The 18629-nt window shown below is 71.2% G+C and carries 17 protein-coding genes; 15 read left to right on the top strand and 2 right to left on the bottom strand.

Annotation, left to right across the window (positions count from 1 at the left end; all coding sequences use genetic code 11):
- Window positions 1-73 precede the first annotated feature (73 nt).
- Complete coding sequence (locus tag ACZ48X_RS01155; protein ID WP_336351410.1) at window positions 74-700, bottom strand: hypothetical protein; 627 nt, start codon at window positions 698-700, stop codon at window positions 74-76.
- Window positions 701-1075: 375 nt separating this feature from the next.
- Between ACZ48X_RS01155 and ACZ48X_RS01150 the strand changes: the two genes are divergently transcribed.
- The 15 genes from ACZ48X_RS01150 to ACZ48X_RS01080 all read left to right on the top strand — a co-directional run bounded on the left by ACZ48X_RS01150 (window position 1076) and on the right by ACZ48X_RS01080 (window position 17990).
- Window positions 1076-1666, top strand: a complete 591-nt coding sequence (locus ACZ48X_RS01150; RefSeq protein ID WP_336351411.1) for a hypothetical protein — start codon at window positions 1076-1078, stop codon at window positions 1664-1666.
- A complete protein-coding gene (locus tag ACZ48X_RS01145) occupies window positions 1666-2418 on the top strand; it encodes a QcrA and Rieske domain-containing protein (RefSeq protein WP_336351412.1) in 753 nt (250 codons plus the stop codon). Before ACZ48X_RS01150 ends, ACZ48X_RS01145 begins: the two co-directional genes overlap by 1 nt.
- A gap of 2 nt (window positions 2419-2420) precedes the next feature.
- The gene (locus ACZ48X_RS01140) at window positions 2421-3869 is read left to right on the top strand and encodes a cytochrome b (RefSeq protein ID WP_336351413.1); all 1449 of its coding nucleotides are present in this window, start codon (window positions 2421-2423) and stop codon (window positions 3867-3869) included.
- Complete coding sequence (locus tag ACZ48X_RS01135) at window positions 3862-4059, top strand: hypothetical protein (protein ID WP_336351414.1); 198 nt, start codon at window positions 3862-3864, stop codon at window positions 4057-4059. Before ACZ48X_RS01140 ends, ACZ48X_RS01135 begins: the two co-directional genes overlap by 8 nt.
- A complete protein-coding gene (narG, locus tag ACZ48X_RS01130; RefSeq protein WP_336351415.1) occupies window positions 4056-7220 on the top strand; it encodes a nitrate reductase subunit alpha in 3165 nt (1054 codons plus the stop codon). Before ACZ48X_RS01135 ends, narG begins: the two co-directional genes overlap by 4 nt.
- Window positions 7220-8275, top strand: a complete 1056-nt coding sequence (narH, locus tag ACZ48X_RS01125) for a nitrate reductase subunit beta (protein WP_336351416.1) — start codon at window positions 7220-7222, stop codon at window positions 8273-8275. The genes narG and narH overlap by 1 nt, the downstream gene beginning before the upstream one ends.
- Complete coding sequence (locus tag ACZ48X_RS01120; RefSeq protein ID WP_336351417.1) at window positions 8265-9104, top strand: ethylbenzene dehydrogenase-related protein; 840 nt, start codon at window positions 8265-8267, stop codon at window positions 9102-9104. The genes narH and ACZ48X_RS01120 overlap by 11 nt, the downstream gene beginning before the upstream one ends.
- A gap of 2 nt (window positions 9105-9106) precedes the next feature.
- On the top strand, window positions 9107-9868 hold the full coding sequence (locus ACZ48X_RS01115; RefSeq protein WP_336351418.1) for a molecular chaperone TorD family protein: 762 nt from the start codon (window positions 9107-9109) through the stop codon (window positions 9866-9868).
- Window positions 9865-10803 carry a hypothetical protein gene (locus ACZ48X_RS01110; protein ID WP_336351419.1) on the top strand — a complete coding sequence of 313 codons (939 nt, stop codon included), beginning with the start codon at window positions 9865-9867 and terminating at the stop codon, window positions 10801-10803. Before ACZ48X_RS01115 ends, ACZ48X_RS01110 begins: the two co-directional genes overlap by 4 nt.
- The gene (locus ACZ48X_RS01105) at window positions 10800-11639 is read left to right on the top strand and encodes a HEAT repeat domain-containing protein (RefSeq protein WP_336351420.1); all 840 of its coding nucleotides are present in this window, start codon (window positions 10800-10802) and stop codon (window positions 11637-11639) included. Before ACZ48X_RS01110 ends, ACZ48X_RS01105 begins: the two co-directional genes overlap by 4 nt.
- 1 nt (window position 11640) lies before the next feature.
- Window positions 11641-12984, top strand: coding sequence for a P-loop NTPase (locus tag ACZ48X_RS01100; RefSeq protein WP_336351421.1), 1344 nt, complete (start codon window positions 11641-11643; stop codon window positions 12982-12984).
- Between the two features lie 81 nt (window positions 12985-13065).
- Window positions 13066-14364 (top strand): molybdopterin molybdotransferase MoeA, encoded by a 1299-nt coding sequence (locus tag ACZ48X_RS01095; RefSeq protein ID WP_336351422.1) that lies wholly within the window; start codon window positions 13066-13068, stop codon window positions 14362-14364.
- Entirely contained in the window at window positions 14361-16277 is a 1917-nt protein-coding gene (locus ACZ48X_RS01090; protein ID WP_336351423.1) for a molybdopterin biosynthesis protein, read from the top strand. The genes ACZ48X_RS01095 and ACZ48X_RS01090 overlap by 4 nt, the downstream gene beginning before the upstream one ends.
- Before the next feature lie 126 nt (window positions 16278-16403).
- Window positions 16404-17087, top strand: a complete 684-nt coding sequence (locus ACZ48X_RS01085; RefSeq protein ID WP_336351424.1) for a helix-turn-helix domain-containing protein — start codon at window positions 16404-16406, stop codon at window positions 17085-17087.
- Window positions 17088-17159: 72 nt separating this feature from the next.
- Window positions 17160-17990 carry a molybdopterin synthase gene (locus ACZ48X_RS01080; protein WP_336351425.1) on the top strand — a complete coding sequence of 277 codons (831 nt, stop codon included), beginning with the start codon at window positions 17160-17162 and terminating at the stop codon, window positions 17988-17990.
- 33 nt (window positions 17991-18023) lie between these two features.
- Here the strand turns inward: ACZ48X_RS01080 and ACZ48X_RS01075 are convergent, their stop codons facing one another.
- Complete coding sequence (locus ACZ48X_RS01075) at window positions 18024-18554, bottom strand: 2'-5' RNA ligase family protein (protein ID WP_336351426.1); 531 nt, start codon at window positions 18552-18554, stop codon at window positions 18024-18026.
- Between the last annotated feature and the right edge of the window lie 75 nt (window positions 18555-18629).

The following is an 18629-nucleotide window of genomic DNA, read 5'->3' as shown; positions in this document are numbered from 1 at the left end:
CGAACCTGCCTAGCGTTAGAACGGCGACTCGAACCTGCCTAGCGTTAGAACGGCGACTCGAACCTGCCTAGCGTTAGAACGGCGACTCGAACCCGCCTGCAGGCGACGACTCGCCGTCGCGTCCGCCGTCCGCACTCGCCGTCGACGGTGCGTTCGCGTCGACGCTCCGGGGGTCTAACTCGGCGAGCGCGGCGTTGATGCGCGCGCTCTCCTGGTGCATGCCGTCGACGCGAACGACGACCACGTCGAACTCGTGGCGCTCACCGAGGCCGTTCCACGCCCGGAACGCGCCGGTCGCGAGCTGTTCGCTCTGCGGACAGAACTCGGTCGTCGGCGTGAACTCCGCGCGGAGGACTCGCGTCGGCGCCGCGTCGTCGCCCTTCACGGTGGCGTCGTCCGCGGACTCGTCGCCGTCGTCCGCGGTGCCATCGGCGCGACGGACCTCGGTCCCGTACCGGAACCCGGCGTCGGGATGCCGGCGGTCGCGGTTCAGTCGCGCGAGGTTGTACCCGAACGTCACGTCGTAGACGCCGCGCTCCTCGAAGAGCTCGGCTGCCAGCCGATGCACGGCCAGGTGCTCGTCGCCGACGAGGACGTCGACGTCGCCGAGGAACGACCCCGGGTCGGGGAGGTGCGCCGGTTCGAAGACGTCCGCGCGGTCGAACGTGTCGTCGTCGCGCTCGCGGCCGATACCGAACATACTTCCATGTCGTGTGCCGTCGAGCACGGGCGTTCCGCCGAAGATGTTCGCCGAGAGACCGACGGGGTCTCGCTCCCGACGTCTACCCGTAGGTGGTCGAGAAACCCGCGGACGGCACAGTCGTTCGAGCACCCGACGAGCGCACGACCACGCGTGAGCGCTTATAAAACACCGCGATAGTGCGGTCCCATCTCCAACACCCGACGGCAGCGAGTGTACGAACGCACGCAGGACGTCGCGCCACCCGGCCCTCACGCGTCACGACCGGACACGAGTCCGGTGTGAGGGCGTCCGAGGGCGGCGCGACGAGGACCACCACGTCGCACTGACGTGGTCGCGGACCGCTCGCCAACCACCAATGACACACTCAGACCTATGGACAGACGAACGCTCGTAATCGTCCTCGTGGTGCTCGCCGTGCTCGCGCCGACGTGGTACGTCGCGGCGCACGGCGAACCGCCGAGCGAGGAGATACGCATCGACCACAGCGTGAACGAGATACGGCCCCTCGAGGGGTTCGTCGACACCCCGAACAAGCTCTCGCCGAGCCAGGTCGGCGTCATCGTGTGGGTGGCGCTGCTCGCGCTCGTCGCCCTCCTGGCGTTCTTCCACCGCTTCATGAACGACGCCGCGCGGCCAGATGCCACCGAGCCCGCGACGACCGACGTCGCCGCCGCCGACGGCGGCACCGAGACGACGTTCCCGTGGCTCGCCACGCGCGACCGCTGGGTCGTCGAGTACCACGCGCCGAGCGACGCCATCGAAGGCCTCGTCGCGATGGGCGGCCTGACGGTGCTCGCGATCACGTTCGCGGCGCTGTTCACCGCCGAGTACCTCACGCTCGCCCGCACCCAGTTCTTCGGCATCTACGTCTTCGGGATGTTCATGAGCCTCACCGGGCTCACGGTGTCGTACTACGCCTGGTTCATGCCGCACGTCGAGGTCGCAGAACGGAGGGATCACTGATGACTGAAGACAACCACGCGGACGCGCCGGAACCGACTCGCGAACACCTCCTCGACCAATCGTACCCCCGCCCGGATGGCGAGGACGCCGACGGTAGCGCGTTCGCGTCGAGCGAAGGCGGCGACTGCGACGCGTGCCCGCACGGCGACGGTTCGAGTATTCAGCCGAGCATCTACCAGCGATTCTGGCAGGACGCTCGCGCCGAACTTCGCCGCCGGGACTACGCGAAGGTCCTCGCGACCGTCGGCGGGTTCACCGCGCTCGGCAGCCTCGTCGCGCCCGTCTCGGGGCTGACGCAGGTGTTCGACCGCAAGTACGAGGGCCCCGTGTACTCCGACGGCATCGCGCTCGTCGACGCGGACGGGAACCGCATCGAGGAGGGCCGGCTGAAGCCCGGCGAGCAACTGACGGTGTTCCCCGAAGCTCGGCCGGGCATCGAGGACGCGCCCACCATCCTCGTGCGGTTCGAGGAGGACGTCTACGGCGGTGACGTCAAGGGCGAGTACACGGTCGGCGGGTACGCCGCGTTCTCGAAGGTGTGCACGCACGCCGGCTGCATGGTCGCGGACCGCGACGGCGACGTCCTCGTCTGCCCGTGTCACTCCGGGCGGTTCGACCCGACCACGGGCGCGAGCGTCGTCGGCGGCCCGCCGCCCCGCGGCCTCCCGCAACTCCCCATCACGGTGTCGAGCGACGGCTACCTGGTCGCCACCGGCGACTTCGACGCGCCAGTCGGCGCGGGAGGTGGGTAGCGATGTCGCGACTCGAAGCCGCCTACGAGTGGGCGGACTCCCGGCTCGACCTCGACGACGCCAGCGACTACCTCGGGAAGGCGTTCCCCGCCGAGGACTCGTTCCTCCTCGGCGAGGTCGCGCTGTTCTGCTTCCTCGTCCTCGTCTCCACCGGCGTCTTCCTCGGGTTCTTCTTCGAGCCGAGCACGACCGCCGTCGAGTACGAGGGCAGCGTCGCGCAGTACCAGGGCGAGGAGCTCCCAGCGGCGTTCAAGAGCGTCCTGAACATCACGTACGACGTCCCGTTCGGGATGCTCATCCGGCGGATGCATCACTGGGCGGCGCACCTGTTCGTCGCCTCCATGGCGCTGCACATGCTGCGCGTGTTCTTCACGGGCGCGTACCGGAACCCCCGCGAGCCGAACTGGCTCGTCGGGACCGGACTGGCCGGAATGTCGATGTTCGCGGCGTACACGGGGTACGCGCTCCCGTTCGACGAGTTCGCGAGCACCGCGGTCGGCATCGGCTTCAACGTCGCGAAGTCCATCCCGCTCGTCGGCGACCCGCTCGCGCAGATCGTCTTCGGCGGGTCGTTCCCGTCGAGCGCGACCATCCCGCGGTTGTTCTTCCTGCACGTGCTCGTCATCCCGGTCGTCATCGCGGGCCTCATCGGCGTCCACATGCTCATCCTCCTGAAACAGAAGCACACGGAGGCCCAGCGCGACGAGGACGTCGTCGGGCCCGAACCGGCCGCCGCGAGCGACGGGGCGACCGGCGGCGACGCCACCGCCAGCGACGGCGGGACCGCGACCAGGGTCGACCGCGACGACGACACCGTCGTCGTGGGGCTGCCGGCGTTCCCGAACCAGACGGCGGTGAGCGCGGTCGTGTTCTTCCTGACGATGGCCACCCTCTCGCTGCTCGCGGGATTCCTCCCGGTGCACAACATCGCGGAGTACGGCCCGCAGGATCCGGCGTCGACGCCGAGCCTCATCATGCCGGACTGGTTCCTCATGTGGGGGTACGGGTTCCTGAAGCTCACGCCGTCGTGGCTGAGCTTCGACGTCCTCGGCGTCCACGTCAGCTCGGAGTTCGTCGGCGGCCTCGCGCTCCCGGGGCTCGTGTTCGCGGCGGTCGCGGTCTGGCCGTTCGTCGACCGCGAACCCGAACCCGTGCACTTCACCGCGAACCCCCTGGAGCGCCCGTTCCCGACCGCGGTCGGTATCGCGGGCGTGACGTTCGTGATGGTGGCCTCGATCGCCGGGATGGACGTCATCCTCGCCGAGATACTCCACACGTCGACCGCCGCACTGAAACCGTACCTCATCGCGGCGCTCGTCCTCGTCCCCGCGACCGCCGGAACGGTCGTCTACGCGACCCTCGGCGGGTTCCGGGACGACGAAAGCGACGAAGGAGATGACGGAGGGACCGACGCAGACGCGGCCGAGGACGCGGAGGTGGACGATGACTGACGCGACCGCCGACCGCACCGTCGCGCTCTCGGCGCGCCGGTACCGCTGGCTCGACCGCATCACGAAGCTCGCGGGCGTCGCGCTCGTCGCGCTCGGCCTGGAGACCGGCGGCAGCACGCTCGCAGGTATCGCGTACGCGACGCTCGGCGTCGCGCTCGGACTAGCGACCGTACTCGTCAACGAACAATGACCGACCACGAACACAGCGACGACCAGCGCAACGAAAGCGAGAACGACCGACCCAGCGACGACCAGCGTAACGAAAGCGAGAACGACCGACCCAGCGACGACCACCGCACCGGCGACGCAACCAGCACGGATGGCGGCGTGCGCGACACGACCGACGACGCGGTGCCCGACGACGCGGCGAGCGACGGCCTCGGCCTCGTCCGACGCGACTTCCTGAAGGGCCTCGGCGTCGCGTCTGTGGTCGGTGCGTCCGGCCTCGGGGTCGCGGACGACCTCGCGGAGATGACCGGACTGGAGGTCGTCGACGACCCCATCGGGTCGTATCCGTATCGGGACTGGGAGGACCTCTACCGCGAGGAGTGGGACTGGGATTCGAAAGCCCGGTCGACGCACTCCGTGAACTGCACGGGGAGCTGCTCGTGGCAGGTCTACACCAGGAACGGCCAGGTGTGGCGCGAAGAGCAGGCTGGCGACTACCCGCGGTTCGACGAGAGCCTCCCGGACCCGAACCCGCGGGGCTGCCAGAAGGGCGCGTGCTTCTCGGACTACGTGAACGCAGACCAGCGCGTCACGCACCCGCTCCGGCGCGTCGGCGAGCGCGGCGAAGGGAAGTGGAAGCGGGTGTCGTGGGACGAGGCGCTCACGGAGATAGCGGAGGAGGTCGTCGACACCGTCCAGGACGAGGAGTACGACGCAATCAGCGGGTTCACGCCCATCCCCGCGATGAGTCCCGTGAGCTTCGCGTCCGGGAGTCGACTCGTGAACCTCCTCGGTGGCGTCAGTCACTCGTTCTACGACTGGTACAGCGACCTCCCGCCGGGCCAACCCATCACGTGGGGGACCCAGACCGACAACGCCGAGAGCGCGGACTGGTACAACGCCGACTACATCATCGCGTGGGGGTCGAACGTGAACGTCACGCGCATCCCGGACGCGAAGTACTTCCTCGAAGCCGGGTACGACGGCGCGAAGCGCGTCGGCATCTTCACGGACTACAGTCAGACCGCCATCCACTGCGACGAGTGGATCGGGCCCGAGCCCGGCACCGACACCGCGCTCGCGATGGGGATGGCCAGGACCATCGTCGACGAGGACCTCTACGATGAACCGCACCTGAAGGAGCAGACCGACATGCCCCTCCTCGTGCGCGAGGACACCGGGAAGTTCCTGCGCGCGAGCGAGGTCGCGGGCCTGGAGGTGGACGCGGACCGCCCCGACCAGGTGTTCGTCATGCAGGACGCCGACGGCGACCTCCGCACCGCGCCCGGAAGTCTCGGCGAACGCGACGGCAAGAAGGACCCGGACGCGAGCATCGAACTCGACTTCGACCCGCAGCTATCGGTCGAGCGCGACGTCGACACCGCCGACGGCGGGACGGTGTCGACCCGGACCGTCTGGCTGAACCTCCAGGACGAACTCGCGAACTACGACCCCGACACCGTCAACGAGATCACGGGCGTCGGTCGCGAGACCCACCAGGAGATCGCCCGCGAGTTCGCCGAGGTCGACCGCGCGAAGATCATCCACGGGAAGGGCGTGAACGACTGGTACCACAACGACCTCGGGAACCGCGCCATCCAGCTCCTCGTCACGCTCACCGGGAATCTCGGCCGGCAGGGCACCGGGCTCGACCACTACGTCGGCCAGGAGAAGATCTGGACGTTCCACGGCTGGAAGACGCTCTCGTTCCCGACCGGGAGCGTCCGCGGCGTCCCGACGACGCTATGGACGTACTATCACGCCGGCATCCTCGAGAACACCGACCCGGAGACCGCGGCGAAGATAGAGGAGGCCATCGAGAAGGACTGGATGCCGCTCTACCCGAGCGAGCGCGAGGACGGGTCGCGGCCCGACCCGCGAATCATGTTCTGCTGGCGCGGGAACTACTTCAACCAGGCGAAGGGGAACGTCGCCGTCGAGGAGGAACTCTGGCCGAAACTCGACCTCGTCGTCGACGTCAACTTCCGGATGGACTCCACCGCGCTCAACAGCGACATCGTGCTCCCGGCGGCGAGTCACTACGAGAAGCACGACCTGAGCGTGACGGACATGCACACCTACGTCCATCCGTTCACGCCCGCGGTCGAACCGCTCGGCGAGTCGAAGACGGACTGGCAGATCTTCCGCGAGCTCGCCGCGAAGATACAGGCGGTCGCCGAGGAACGCGGCGTCGACCCGGTCGACGACCGGAAGTTCGACCGCGAGATCGACCTGCAGTCGGTCCACGACGACTACGTTCGCGACTGGCTCGACGAGGAACCCGGCGCGCTCGCCGAGGACAAGGCCGCTGCCGAGTTCATCCTCGAACACAGCGAGGAGAGCAATCCCGAGGGCAGCGACGAGCAGTTGACGTTCGACGACGTCGAGGAGCAGCCCCGGCGGCTCCTGACCGCGGGCGACCACTGGACGAGCGACATCGAGGACGGCGAGGCGTACACGCCCTGGCAGGACTACGTGCAGGACAAGGAGCCGTGGCCGACGTTCACGGGCCGCCAGCAGTACTACATCGACCACGACTGGTTCCTGGAACTCGGCGAGGCGCTCCCGACGCACAAGGACGCCCCGGTATTGCAGGAGAAGTCCGAGTACCCGCTCGGGTACAACACGCCCCACAGCCGCTGGTCGATCCACTCGACGTGGCGGGACAACTCGAAGATGCTGCGCCTCCAGCGCGGCGAACCCACCGTGTACCTGAACCCGGAGGACGCCGAGGAGCGCGGCATCGAGGACGGCGACACCGTCCGCGTCTACAACGACCTCGACAGCGTCGAGGTGCAGGCGAAGATCTACCCGAGCGGCGAACGCGGCACCGCGCGGCACTACTTCAGCTGGGAGCGCTTCCAGTACCCGGACAGGAAGAACTTCAACTCGCTCGTCCCGATGTACATGAAGCCCACCCAACTGGTGCAGTACCCGGAGGACACGGGCGAGCACCTGTACTTCTTCCCGAACTACTGGGGGCCGACCGGCGTGAACAGCGACGTCCGCGTCGAGGTCGAGAAGGTCGCGAGCGGGTCGAACACCAGGAGCGCGGCGGACGTCGTGAACAAGGACGCGTCGTCGCTCGGCGAGGACGCGCTCGCGGACCGCTCGCTCGACGACGAGTCGGACGCCGACGGGCCACTTGCGGAGGTCCGGAAACTCCTCGGAGGTGACGATTGATGAGCAAATCCGACGATTCGACCGTCGACGTCGCGGAGGGCATCGACCATCAGGTCGCGATGGTGATGGACCTGAACAAGTGCATCGGCTGCCAGACGTGCACGATCGCGTGCAAGACGAACTGGACGGAGTCCGGCGGCCGCGAGTACATGTACTGGAACAACGTCGAGACCAAGCCCGGCTCCGGATACCCCCGCGACTGGGAGGACATGGGCGGCGGCTGGCAGGAAGACGGCAAGAAGCGGTCGCCCGGCGACCTCCCGGAGCGCGAGGACTACGGTCGCGCGTGGGACTTCAACCACGAGGCAATCATGTACGAGGGCAGCGACGAGCCCCTGCGGCCGATGGAGAACGCGGACTGGGGGCCGAACTGGGACGAGGACGAGGGCGCCGGCGAGTACCCGAACTCGTACTACTTCTACCTCCCGCGCATCTGCAATCACTGCACGCACCCGAGTTGCGTCGAAGCGTGTCCGCGCTCGGCGATATACAAGCGCGAGGAGGACGGCATCGTCCTCGTCGACCAGGACCGCTGTCGCGGCTACCGGTACTGCGTCGAGGGCTGCCCGTACAAGAAGGTGTTCTACAACGCCGAGCAGAAGACGAGCGAGAAGTGCATCTTCTGTTATCCGCGCATCGAGGGCGAGGGGCCCGACGGCGAGGTGAAGCCGCCGAGCTGTGCGGCTGACTGTCCGCCCCAGCTCCGGCACGTCGGCTTCCTCGACGACGAGGACGGCCCCATCCACAAGCTCGTGAACGAGTACGAGGTCGCGGTGCGCCTGCACCCCGAGTACCGCACCGAGCCGAACGTGTACTACATCCCGCCGTTCGCGCCCCCGCAGACGTCAGAGAGCGGGGAGACGCTCGACGCCGAGCGCATCCCGCGGAACTACCTCGAGGAGCTGTTCGGGCCGAAGGTCAACGAGGCGCTGAACACCATCAACCGCGAGCGCGACCGCGTCCGCCGCGGCGAGGAGTCGGAACTCATGGACATCCTCTCGACCGTGAACAACGACGACCAGTACCGCCTGGAGGTGTTCGACGATGAGGACTGACGCGCTCCCCGGCGCGCCGAGCGAGCGCACGCTCGCCGCCGTCCTCGCGCTCGTGCTCGTCGGATCGGCGGCGCTCGCGCCGATGCTCGTCGACGCACGGCCGGCGTACGAGGTCCCCGTCACCTACCAGACCGAGGCGGGCGACCTCCAGGAGCCGACGGGCGACGCGTGGGGCGAGGTCCCGGCGGCGTCGATACCGCTGAGCAGCGCGGGCGCTGGGGTCCCGCAGGCGAGCAACGTGACCGTCGAGCAGGCGAAGTTCTCGGTCGCACGCACCGACGACCGGCTCTACGTCCGGGTGTCGTGGCGGGACGCGACCGCGGACGGCGACACCGACGCTGTCCGCGAGTTCGCGGACGCCGTCGCCGTCCAGGTACCCGTGAACCACAGTTCGCGGCCGCCGCTCGCGATGGGCTCTTCGAGCAACCCGGTGAACGTCTGGTACTGGACGGCCACGGGCGACACCGAGGAGTTGCTCGCGGGCGGCCCCGGGTCGACGACCGAGTTCGAGCAGTCGAGCGTGCGGGCGAACGCGACCCACGCGGACGGCCGCTGGCACGTCGTGTTCTCGCGGCCGCTCGCGGCCGACCAGACGAACGCGACGACCATCCCGACGGACCGCGACGTCGACGTCGCGCTCGCGGTCTGGAACGGCTCGAACATGGAACGCTCCGGCCAGAAGTCCACGAGCGAGTGGTACTACCTCGCGCTCGGTCCGGACACCGGCGGGCCGCCGTACGAGGCCATCCTCTGGTCTGTCGCGGGGGTCGCTATCGTGTTCACGACGCTCGTGACGGTCGAGGGCGTCCGGCGAACGCGAGGTGACTGACCGTGGCGACGAACCACGAGGCCGACGCCGAGGCGGACGCACTCGCCGACGCTGTCGACACCGAGACGGGCGCTCGCGGCGCGGTGTACGCGCTCGCCGCGCGGACGTTCACCGAACCCGACGAGGACCTGTACGCGGCGCTCGCGGACGGGTCGCTCGACGACGAGTTCGCGGCGCTCGTCGACCGCACCGGCCTCGACGTGGCCCCGCCGGACCTCACCGTCGACGACGACCGGGACACGCTCGCGGCGCGGTACAACGACCTGTTCGTCGTCGGGTACTCGGAGGTCGTCGACGGCACCGACGGCACCGTCCACAGCGAGGGCCCGCCCGTGTCCCTCTACGAGTCCGCGTACCGGTCGGAGGTGTCGTGGAACGACGTGAACCTCGACCTCGCTCGCGCCTACGAGTACTTCGGCGTGGAGGTCGACCAGGACGAGCGCCGGCACCACGACCACGTCCGGCTGGAACTCGAGTTCGCGGGCTACCTCTGCCGGGTCGCCGCCGCGGCACCGACAGTCGACGCGGCCGTCGACGTCGAGGGCGCCCGGCGCGCGCGCCTGGACTTCCACGACCGCCACCTCAGCGTGCTCGTCTCCGGACTCCGCGAGGCGCTCGACGACGAGCCGGGGACGAGCATCTACGGTCGGCTCGCGCGGTTCCTCGACGCGTTCAGTTCGGCGGACGTCGACGACCTCGACGACCGGCTCGACGTCGGCGCCGGGCGGACGACGGCGGACGAAGCGGGAGGTGAGGGCGCGTGAGCGCGGAGTCCTCGCCGGAGGTGACCTCGGACCCGCAATCGCGAACGCGCTCTGGGGGCGTCCGCGCTGTCGTCGCGTCGCGACGGGACCGGCGTTTGCTCGCGGCCGCCGGTGCGCTGCTCGCGACCGCCGCGGTCACCGCGCTGCGCGTGCTCCACAACGTCCCGTTCGACCCGCTCGCGGTCGGACCGGGGGTCCTCCGTGGCGTCGCGGTGCTGGGCGCGTTCGCCGTCGCGGTCGCGCTCGCAGCCGTCGGCCTCGACCACGACGCCGCGTCGGTCCGCGTCGGCTGTCTGTTCGCGGCCGCGTTCGGCGCCCTCGGGACGGTCGCGGACGGCGCGGCGCTCCCTGCGACCCTCGCGGTCCCGGCCGGTGGCGCGCTCGCGCTCGCCGGCGCACTCGGCGTCCCCTCGACGTACCGCGAGGCCCGCGTCCGCGTCGTCGCCGCCGTGCTCGTCGCGGCCGTCGCACTCTCGCTCGGCAGCACCACGGGCGTCCTCCCCGCTGGGCTCCGCGAGGCCGGGAGCGTCGCCGCGCTCGCCGCGCTCTCGCTGCTCGTCGTCCGCCTCCGAGGTGACCGCGTCGCGCTCGGCGCCGGTATCGGCGTCGGGGCCGCCGTCCTCTGGGCGACCGCGGCCGCGCCCTACGTCGCGGGGAGCGCGCTCCTCGTCGGGTTCGGCGTCGTCGGCGGTCCCCACGTGCTGGTCGCCACCGCCGCCGGCGGCGTCGTCGCCGCGACCGTCGCCGGGGTTCGCCGCGGAGCCCTCGCACTCGCCGCCGGCGCTCTCGTGCTCGCGGCCGCCGGGGTTCCGGCGACGCCCGCCGCCGCAGCAGCGGTGGTCCTCGGCGCGCTCCTCGTCGCCAGCGACGCCGACTCGCTCGGACAGGCCGAACCCGCCGACGCCACCGACGCAGCGACGGAGGTGTCGGCATGACGCGCGACCCCGAGGAGGCGACCGACGGCCCGACGGACCCGCGCGTCCACCCCGAGGAGAGCCCGGGGTTCGGCGAGGAGCCCGCGGGCCTCGAGGACATCGAGGTGGACCGGGACGTGACCATCGGGGAGGCGACGCCGCGCGAGCTCGCCGCGACCGACGTCGCGCCGCTCGTCGGCGCGGACGCCACCGAGAAGGTCCGAGACCTCCGGGAGGGCGATGCGGTCGAACGCCGCCGCGCCGCGCTCGCGCTCGGCGAGGAGTCCCGGACGCCGGGCGTCGTCGACGCGCTCGCAGCCGACGGGCTCGCGGACGACGACGCGGACGTCCGCCAGTTCGCCGTCGAATCGCTCGGGCAGCTCGGCGGCGACCGCGCCGCCGAGGCGGCGAGCGCCGCGCTCGACGACCCCGACCCGTGGGTGCGCGCCGAGGCCGTCGTCGCGCTCGACCGCATCGACCGCGGTGCGCACGAGGTCCGCATCGAGCGCGCGCTCGACGACGACCACCACGCCGTCGTCCGGAACGCACTCGTCTCGCTGTACAAGCACCGCGGGGAAGCCCTGCTCCCCGACCTCCTCGACGCGACCGAGAGCGAGAGCGAGCGCCTCCGCGAGTGGAGCGCGCACCTGCTCGCCGGCGTCGACGACGACCGCGCCCGCGACCGCCTCGACGCCATCGCAGGCGACGAGACCGAACCCCAGGTCGTCCGCAGTACCGCCGCGCGAGCGCTCGACGCCGACCCCGGGAAGTTCCGCAGACAGTTCACGGGCGGGACCGAGGACCGGAGCGCCGACCTGCCCGGCGAGAGCACCCTCAACCGACGACCAGACCTCTAGCATGCACGAGCGAGACACGCCAGTCGACGACCACGACCCGCCATCGGGCGGCGACAGTACCGAGACCACCGCCTCGACGCACGACGCCGACGGTGCCGGCGCGAGCGATGCGTCGACCCACGACGTCGAGGACGCGCTCGAACGCGTCCGCGACCCGGAGACCGACCAGTCGGTGCTCGACGCGGGCATCGTCGAGAACCTCCGGGTCGCCGACGGGCGCGTCACCGTCGAGGCGGACCTCCGCGAGTTCCCGCCGGACGCCGCCCAGCGCGCGACGCAGGCGATGGTGCAGGCCGCACGCGACGTCGACGGCATCCGGGGGGCGCGCGTCGAGCAGATAGACCCCTCGCCGGACGTCGCGGACCGCGACGTCGGAATGCGGTCGGCGGACCGCGTCATCGCGGTGGCGAGCGCGAAGGGCGGCGTCGGGAAGACGACCGTTGCGACGTCGCTCGCGTGCGCGCTCGCCGCCACCGGCGAATCCGTGGGGCTGTTCGACGCGGACATCTACGGGCCGAACGTCCCCGAGATACTGGCAGCGACCGGGCCCGTGTACTCCGACGACGACGGCAACCCGGTTCCGGTGGACGTCGACGGCCTGGAAGCGATGAGCGTCGGCCTGCTCTCGGAGGGCGGCCCGCTCGCGTGGCGCGGTGCGATGGCGCACGACGCGCTCAGCGACCTGTTCGAGGAGACCGCGTGGGGCGACCCCGACACCGTCGTCGTCGACCTGCCGCCCGGCACCGGCGACGTGGTGCTGACGACGCTCCAGGACGTCCCCATCGACGGCGTCGTCCTCGTCACCACGCCGTTCCACGCCGCGGTCTCCGACACCGCGCGCGCCCTCGAACTCTTCGAGGAGAACGACGTGCCCGCGCTCGGCGTCGTCTCGAACATGGGCGAGTTCGTCTGCGACGAGTGCGGGCACGCCCACGACCTCTTCGGCGGCGACGACCCGCTCGACGCCCTCGATGTGCCCGTGCTCGCCGAACTGCCATTCACGCCGGAGATGCAGTCGAACCCGGAACCGGACCGCGACGCGCTCCCCGAGGACGCGCTCGCGCTCGCCGACGCCGTCGATTCGGCGTACGACGACGTCTGGGGCGAGGACTTCCCCGAGCACGCCGTCGACGTCCGCGGCCTCGCCCCCGAGGACCGCAAGGACGCGGTCCGCGAGCGCTTCACCTCGCTCGACGCGGGCGAGGCGTTCTTCCTCGTGAGCGACCGCGACCCGACGCCGGTCCGAGACTACCTGCTCTCGCTCGTCGACGCGAACGCACTCGATGCGTTCGAGGTGATGCGCAAGAACCCCGAGACGTGGCTCGCTCGCACGAAGCATCCATGAGCGTCGCGGGACAACGGGCACGCATGATTGCCGAGCGCGAGAGGGAGTGTCGATGACCGCGACGAACCCGAGGGAGTCAGTATGACGGACGGGCGCGGCTTCCGCGACCGCACGCGACTCGACGCGGCGCGCGAGTCGCTCCTCGACGCGGTCGCACCGCTCGACCGCACCGAGTCCGTCCCCGTAACGGACGCCGACGGCCGCGTCCTCGCGGCCCCCGTGACGCCCGCCCGCCCGGTCCCGCACTACGACCGCGCGGCGATGGACGGCTACGCGGTCGTCGCCGAGTCGACGTTCGGCGCGAGCGACCGCTCGCCGAACGTCCTCCACGTCAGCGGCCCCGAGGACGGCGACGCAACCGACGGCGACGGCTCGGTCGAGGCGACGGTCGACGCGCGGACCGCCGTCCCGGTCCACACCGGGAGCGAACTCCCCGAGGGCGCGGACGCGGTCGTGATGGTCGAACGCACCGAGCGGTTCGAGGACGAGGTCGAGATACGCGGGAGCGTCACCGCGGGCGAGAACGTCTCGCCGGTCGGCGAGGACGTCCCCGGCGACGCCGACCTGTTCGCGGACGGCCACCGGCTCCGCCCGTCGGACCTCGGGCTGCTCAGGTCGGTCGGCCGCGCCACGGTCGAGGTCTACGAGTCCCCCGTCGTCGACGTGATTCCGACGGGCGACGAGCTCGTCCCCGCGGACGTGACCGCCGGCCGCGCGCCCGAACCCGGCGAGGTCGTCGAGACGAACGCGCTCACCGTCTCGCGGTACGTCGACGCCTGGGGCGGGACGGCGAACTACCGCGACGTCGTTCCGGACGACGACGCGCGCCTCCGCGCGGCCGTCGAGCGCGGCGTCGCCGAGAGCGACCTCGTCGTCACCACGGGCGGCTCGTCGGTCGGCGACCGCGACCGTATCGCCGACGTCGTCGCGGATGCGGGCGTGGTCGTCCACCACGGCCTCGCGATCAAGCCCGGGCATCCGGCGGGGTTCGGCGTGGTCGACGACACCCCAATCCTGATGCTCCCCGGCTACCCCGTGTCGTGTATCGTGACCGCCGTCTCGCTCCTCCGGCCCGCGCTCAAGCGCGCCGGCCACCTCCCCAGCGTACCGCAGCCGACGACGACCGCGACGCTCGACCGGAAGGTCGCGAGCGAACCCGGCGTCCGCCAGTTCGTCCGCGTCGCACTCCAGGACCCTGACCTCGACTCGGGCGCGGAATCGCCCGACGACGCCCCCGTCGCCGCTCCGGTTCGGGCCTCGGGCGCGAGCGTGTTGTCGAGCGTCACCGACGCCGACGGCTGGCTGACGATACCCGAGTCCGTCGAAGGACTCGACGCGGGTGCGACCGTCGCCGTCGAAGACTGGGAGTATCGGCCATGAGCGACCACAAGGAGTTCCGCGACCTCGCCACGCCCGACGTCCTCCGGGAGACCCTCGCCGGTCTCGACCTCGACCCCGGCGCGGAGACGGTCGCGCTCGACGACGCTCGCGGCCGCGTGCTCGCCGAGCGCGTCGACGCCGGCATCGACGTCCCCGGGTTCGACCGCGCCGCCATGGACGGATACGCGGTGCGCGCCGCCGACACGTTCGGCGCCAGCGAGACCGACCCGGTCGAACTCGACGTAATCGGCGAGGTCCACGCCGGCGACCGCCCGGACGTCGCCCTCGAACCCGGCGACTGCGTGGAGATATCGACCGGCGCGGTCGTCCCCACTACTGCGGACGCGGTGGTGATGGTCGAGGACACCAGCGAGCGCGAGACCGACGCCGACGGCGGCGACGCTGCCGGCAGTGGAGAGCGCGACCGCGTGGTCGAGATTCGGACCGCGGTCGCCCCCGGCACGCACGTCATGGCCGCGGGCGCGGACATCGCCGCCGGCCAGCGCGCGCTCGGCCCGGGGACGCTCGTCACGCCCCGCGAGATCGGGTTGCTCTCGGCGCTCGGCGTCGACGCGGTCCCGGTGCGAGGCCGACCGCGGGTCGCGGTGGTGTCCACGGGCGACGAACTCGTGCCGCCCGGCGACGACCTCGATCACGGCGCCGGCGACATACACGACGTGAACACGCACGCCATCGCCGCCGGCGTCCGCGACGCGGGCGGCGACCCCGTCGTCTACGAGCACGTCGGCGACGACGAGGCGGAGATGGCTGCGACCATCGAGACCGCCGCCAGCGAGTGCGACCTCGTCCTCACGTCGGGGTCGACCTCGGCGAGCGCGATGGACGTCGTCTACCGCGTCGTCGAAGAGCGCGGCGAACGCTTGCTTCACGGCGTCGCGGTCAAACCCGGGAAGCCGACCCTGGTGGGGACCATCGACGGTACCGCGTACGTCGGGCTCCCCGGCTACCCCGTGAGCGCGCTCTCGATCTTCCGGACGTTCGTCGCACCCCGAATCCGGGCGGCCGCGGCGCGACCGCCGACGCGGACCGCGACCGTCGACGCGACGATGGCGACGCGCGAACGCAGCGAGGAGGGCCGCCTCCGACTGATTCCGGTCGGGCTCGTCGAGGACGGCGACGGCGCGACGCTCGCCTATCCGGTGGACAAGGGCAGCGGTGCGACGACGACGCTCACCGCCGCGGACGGCGTCGTCCCCGTCGACCCCGACACGAACTACGTCGACGCCGGCGACCCCGTCACCGTCGAACTGTTCTCGCCGTCCGTGCGGCCGCCGCGCGTGCTCGTCGTCGGCGAGGACGACCCCTCGCTCTCGCGCGCCCTCGACGACGTCGCGTCACCGCGCTACCTCGCCGCCGGCAGCGCCAGCGGCCGTCGGTCGCGCCGGGACGGCGTCGCCGACGCCGCCGCACTCGCCGGCCCCGACGCCGACGATGCGCTCGCCGATGACGGCGACGACACCGCCAGCGTCCTCGGGTCGTGGCGTCGCGACTGGGGGCTCGTCGTCCCCGCCGGGAACCCCGACGGCGTCGACGGCCTCGACGCGCTCGTCGACGCCGACCTCTCGTTCGCGAACCGCGACGCCGAATCCGGGGTGCGCGCACGCCTGGACGACGCGCTCGACGCGCTCGCCGCCGACCGCGACGCGTCCCGCGAGGACCTGGTCGACGGGATATCGGGGTACGCGCTCGAAACCCGCGGCCACGAGAGCCCCGCGCGCCGCGTCGCCGACGGCGTCGTCGACGTCGGCCTCGGCCTCCGGGAGACCGCGGTCGCACTCGACCTCGACTTCGTCGAACTCGGCGTCGACCGCGTCGCCGTCGCCGCGAACGCTGACCGCCTCGACAAACCGGGCGTCCGCGACCTCGAACGCGTCCTCCCCGACGGGGACTGACGCCGCTGCGTCCAGCGAGGCGGGGAGGACCATCGAGCCAGAACCAGCGACGAACATGTTCGCCTTCGTCGTCGTCCGCTGAGAGCGAGACCGCGGGTCTTCACCCTGGACCGCCAAGCGTCGAACATGACCAGCAGCGCTCCCACCGCCGCCGGTGACACCGAACCCGGCGCCATCCGCACCGAACTCGTCGTGGCCGACCCGCGGGGCTGTCCCGTCGCCGACGCGTCCGCGGAGACCGGCGGGCGCGCGTGCCGCGTCTCCCGCTCGAAGGACGGCGGGGTCGACGGCAGCACCGTCGGCGAGTTCGAACTCCAGGACGCCCGCAGCGAGGACGCGCCCGCAGTCGACTGCCGCCGGCTCTTCGAGACCGACACCGGGGACGTCTACCGGTTCGACGCCGACCGCGAGACCCCCTGCGTCTGCCAGGTCGTCGAATCCCACGGCATCCCCGTCGTCGACGCGCACGCCGACGACGGCCAGTTGCACGTCACGTTCCACGCGACCGACGTCGACGCAGTCCGCGACGTCGTCGAAGCACTCCGGGACCGGCACGGCGGCGTCACCGTCCGCCGCCTCTGGCAGTCCGGGCGCGCGAACGCCGACGACCTCGCGTTCGTCGACCGTTCGCGACTCACCGACCGGCAGACCGAGGTCCTCGAGACCGCGTACCACCTCGGGTACTTCGACCGCCCGCGGGGCGCGAGCGGCGGCGACGTCGCCGACGCGCTCGACATCTCGCCGTCGACGTTCGCCGAACACCTCGCCGCCGCGCAACGCAAGGTCCTCGGCGACCTCCTCGACGACTGACCTCGACGCCATGACCCACATTGCAATCCCGACGACCACAGGCTTACGACCCCCCGGGCGCTACCCTCGACCATGCAGGTCGTGAGCGTCGTCGGCGCGTCCGACTCCGGGAAGACGACGGTCGTCGAAGCGCTCACCGAGCGCCTCGCGGACCGCGGGCGCGTCGGCACCGTCAAGCACCTGACGCACGCCCCGGACGTCGACACCGACGGCAAGGACACCGCTCGGCATCGCGCCGCCGGCGCGAGCGAGACGTACGGTCTCGTGGACGACGGCGACTGGTTCGCGACCGGCGCGGACGCGACGCTCGCCGACGTCCTCGACCGGCTCGCGCCGCGGCACGACTACGTCGTCGTCGAGGGCTACAGCGACAGCAGGCTCCCGAAGTTCGCGCTCGGCGACCGCGACGTCGCCGACCCCGTCCTCGAACGCGCTCGGTCGCCCGACGCTCTGGACGTCGACGCCGCCGTCGACGCCGTCGACGCGCTCGAACCGTACCACACCCTCGGGTCGCTCGTCGCCGACGTCAAGTCCTCGCCGCGCGCCGACCGCGCCGGTGCCATCGCCACGTTCACCGGTCGCGTCCGCGCGAAGGACGACGCCGACGACGTCGAGACCACGCACCTCGAGTTCGAGAAGTACGACGGCGTCGCCGACCAGCGCCTCGCCGCCATCCGCGAGGACATCGAAGCTCGCGACGGCGTCCTCGACGTCCGCCTCCACCACCGCACGGGCGTCGTCGACGCCGGCGAGGACATCGTGTTCGTCGTCGTCCTCGCCGGCCACCGCCGCGAAGCGTTCCGCGCCGTCGAGGACGGCATCGACCGGCTCAAGGACGAGGTCCCACTGTTCAAGAAGGAGGTCACGGTCGACGACGCGTTCTGGCGGCACGAAGGGCCCTGACCGGTCGCGTCCAGTTGCCGCATCCAGGTCGGCTCAGAGGCCGATCGAGGCGACCTCCTCGTAGCGTTCGCCGTCCGCTGGCGGACGCGTCACCGTGATCTCGTTCATCTCGACGGTCCACTCGAAGTCCCTGTCGAGGAGGTGCTCGACGACGTTCGCGGCTCGTTCGTCGTCGAGGCCGAGCGCGAATCCGACGTGCGGGAACCACCGTCGCGGCTCGTAGAACGGGACCGGCGCGGTCTCGAACTCCTCGAGGGCGTCGACGACGTCGCAGTGGAGCGCCGTCAGCTCCGGCCGGCGCGCCACCGGCAACCACACGTGGTTCCCGGGGAACACGCCGACGCCGTCCGTCTGCACGTCGAACGGGTCGTGTGCGCTCGCCGCCTCGGCGACCGCGTGCTCGACGGCGTCGACGTCGACGTCGTCGGCGAGCGCGTACAGCGAGAAGTGCGGGAAGGGATTCGCGTACGGGTCCACGTCGAACTCGGCGACGAGGTCGTCTCGAACGGACTGGACGGTGCTCGAGTACGGCTCCGGGAGCGGCATCCCGACGATGGTAGCCATACCCCGACGTTTCGGTACACCGTCATAATCCTTTTCGTCACGAACCCGGACGCCGTCTGGCGATCCCGGTGACGG

It is taken from the genome of Halorubellus litoreus (assembly GCF_055378595.1).
This window is presented reverse-complemented; position numbering and strand designations above follow the sequence as displayed.

Excerpts from the sequence above, each read along its gene's own strand:
- ACZ48X_RS01155 (WP_336351410.1), bottom strand. The coding sequence starts at position 700 with ATGTTCGGTATCGGCCGCGAGCGCGACGACGACACGTTCGACCGCGCG.
- ACZ48X_RS01150 (WP_336351411.1), top strand. The coding sequence starts at position 1,076 with ATGGACAGACGAACGCTCGTAATCGTCCTCGTGGTGCTCGCCGTGCTC.
- ACZ48X_RS01145 (WP_336351412.1), top strand. The coding sequence starts at position 1,666 with ATGACTGAAGACAACCACGCGGACGCGCCGGAACCGACTCGCGAACAC.
- ACZ48X_RS01140 (WP_336351413.1), top strand. The coding sequence starts at position 2,421 with ATGTCGCGACTCGAAGCCGCCTACGAGTGGGCGGACTCCCGGCTCGAC.
- ACZ48X_RS01135 (WP_336351414.1), top strand. The coding sequence starts at position 3,862 with ATGACTGACGCGACCGCCGACCGCACCGTCGCGCTCTCGGCGCGCCGG.
- narG (WP_336351415.1), top strand. The coding sequence starts at position 4,056 with ATGACCGACCACGAACACAGCGACGACCAGCGCAACGAAAGCGAGAAC.
- narH (WP_336351416.1), top strand. The coding sequence starts at position 7,220 with ATGAGCAAATCCGACGATTCGACCGTCGACGTCGCGGAGGGCATCGAC.
- ACZ48X_RS01120 (WP_336351417.1), top strand. The coding sequence starts at position 8,265 with ATGAGGACTGACGCGCTCCCCGGCGCGCCGAGCGAGCGCACGCTCGCC.
- ACZ48X_RS01105 (WP_336351420.1), top strand. The coding sequence starts at position 10,800 with ATGACGCGCGACCCCGAGGAGGCGACCGACGGCCCGACGGACCCGCGC.
- ACZ48X_RS01100 (WP_336351421.1), top strand. The coding sequence starts at position 11,641 with ATGCACGAGCGAGACACGCCAGTCGACGACCACGACCCGCCATCGGGC.
- ACZ48X_RS01095 (WP_336351422.1), top strand. The coding sequence starts at position 13,066 with ATGACGGACGGGCGCGGCTTCCGCGACCGCACGCGACTCGACGCGGCG.
- ACZ48X_RS01090 (WP_336351423.1), top strand. The coding sequence starts at position 14,361 with ATGAGCGACCACAAGGAGTTCCGCGACCTCGCCACGCCCGACGTCCTC.
- ACZ48X_RS01085 (WP_336351424.1), top strand. The coding sequence starts at position 16,404 with ATGACCAGCAGCGCTCCCACCGCCGCCGGTGACACCGAACCCGGCGCC.
- ACZ48X_RS01080 (WP_336351425.1), top strand. The coding sequence starts at position 17,160 with ATGCAGGTCGTGAGCGTCGTCGGCGCGTCCGACTCCGGGAAGACGACG.
- ACZ48X_RS01075 (WP_336351426.1), bottom strand. The coding sequence starts at position 18,554 with ATGGCTACCATCGTCGGGATGCCGCTCCCGGAGCCGTACTCGAGCACC.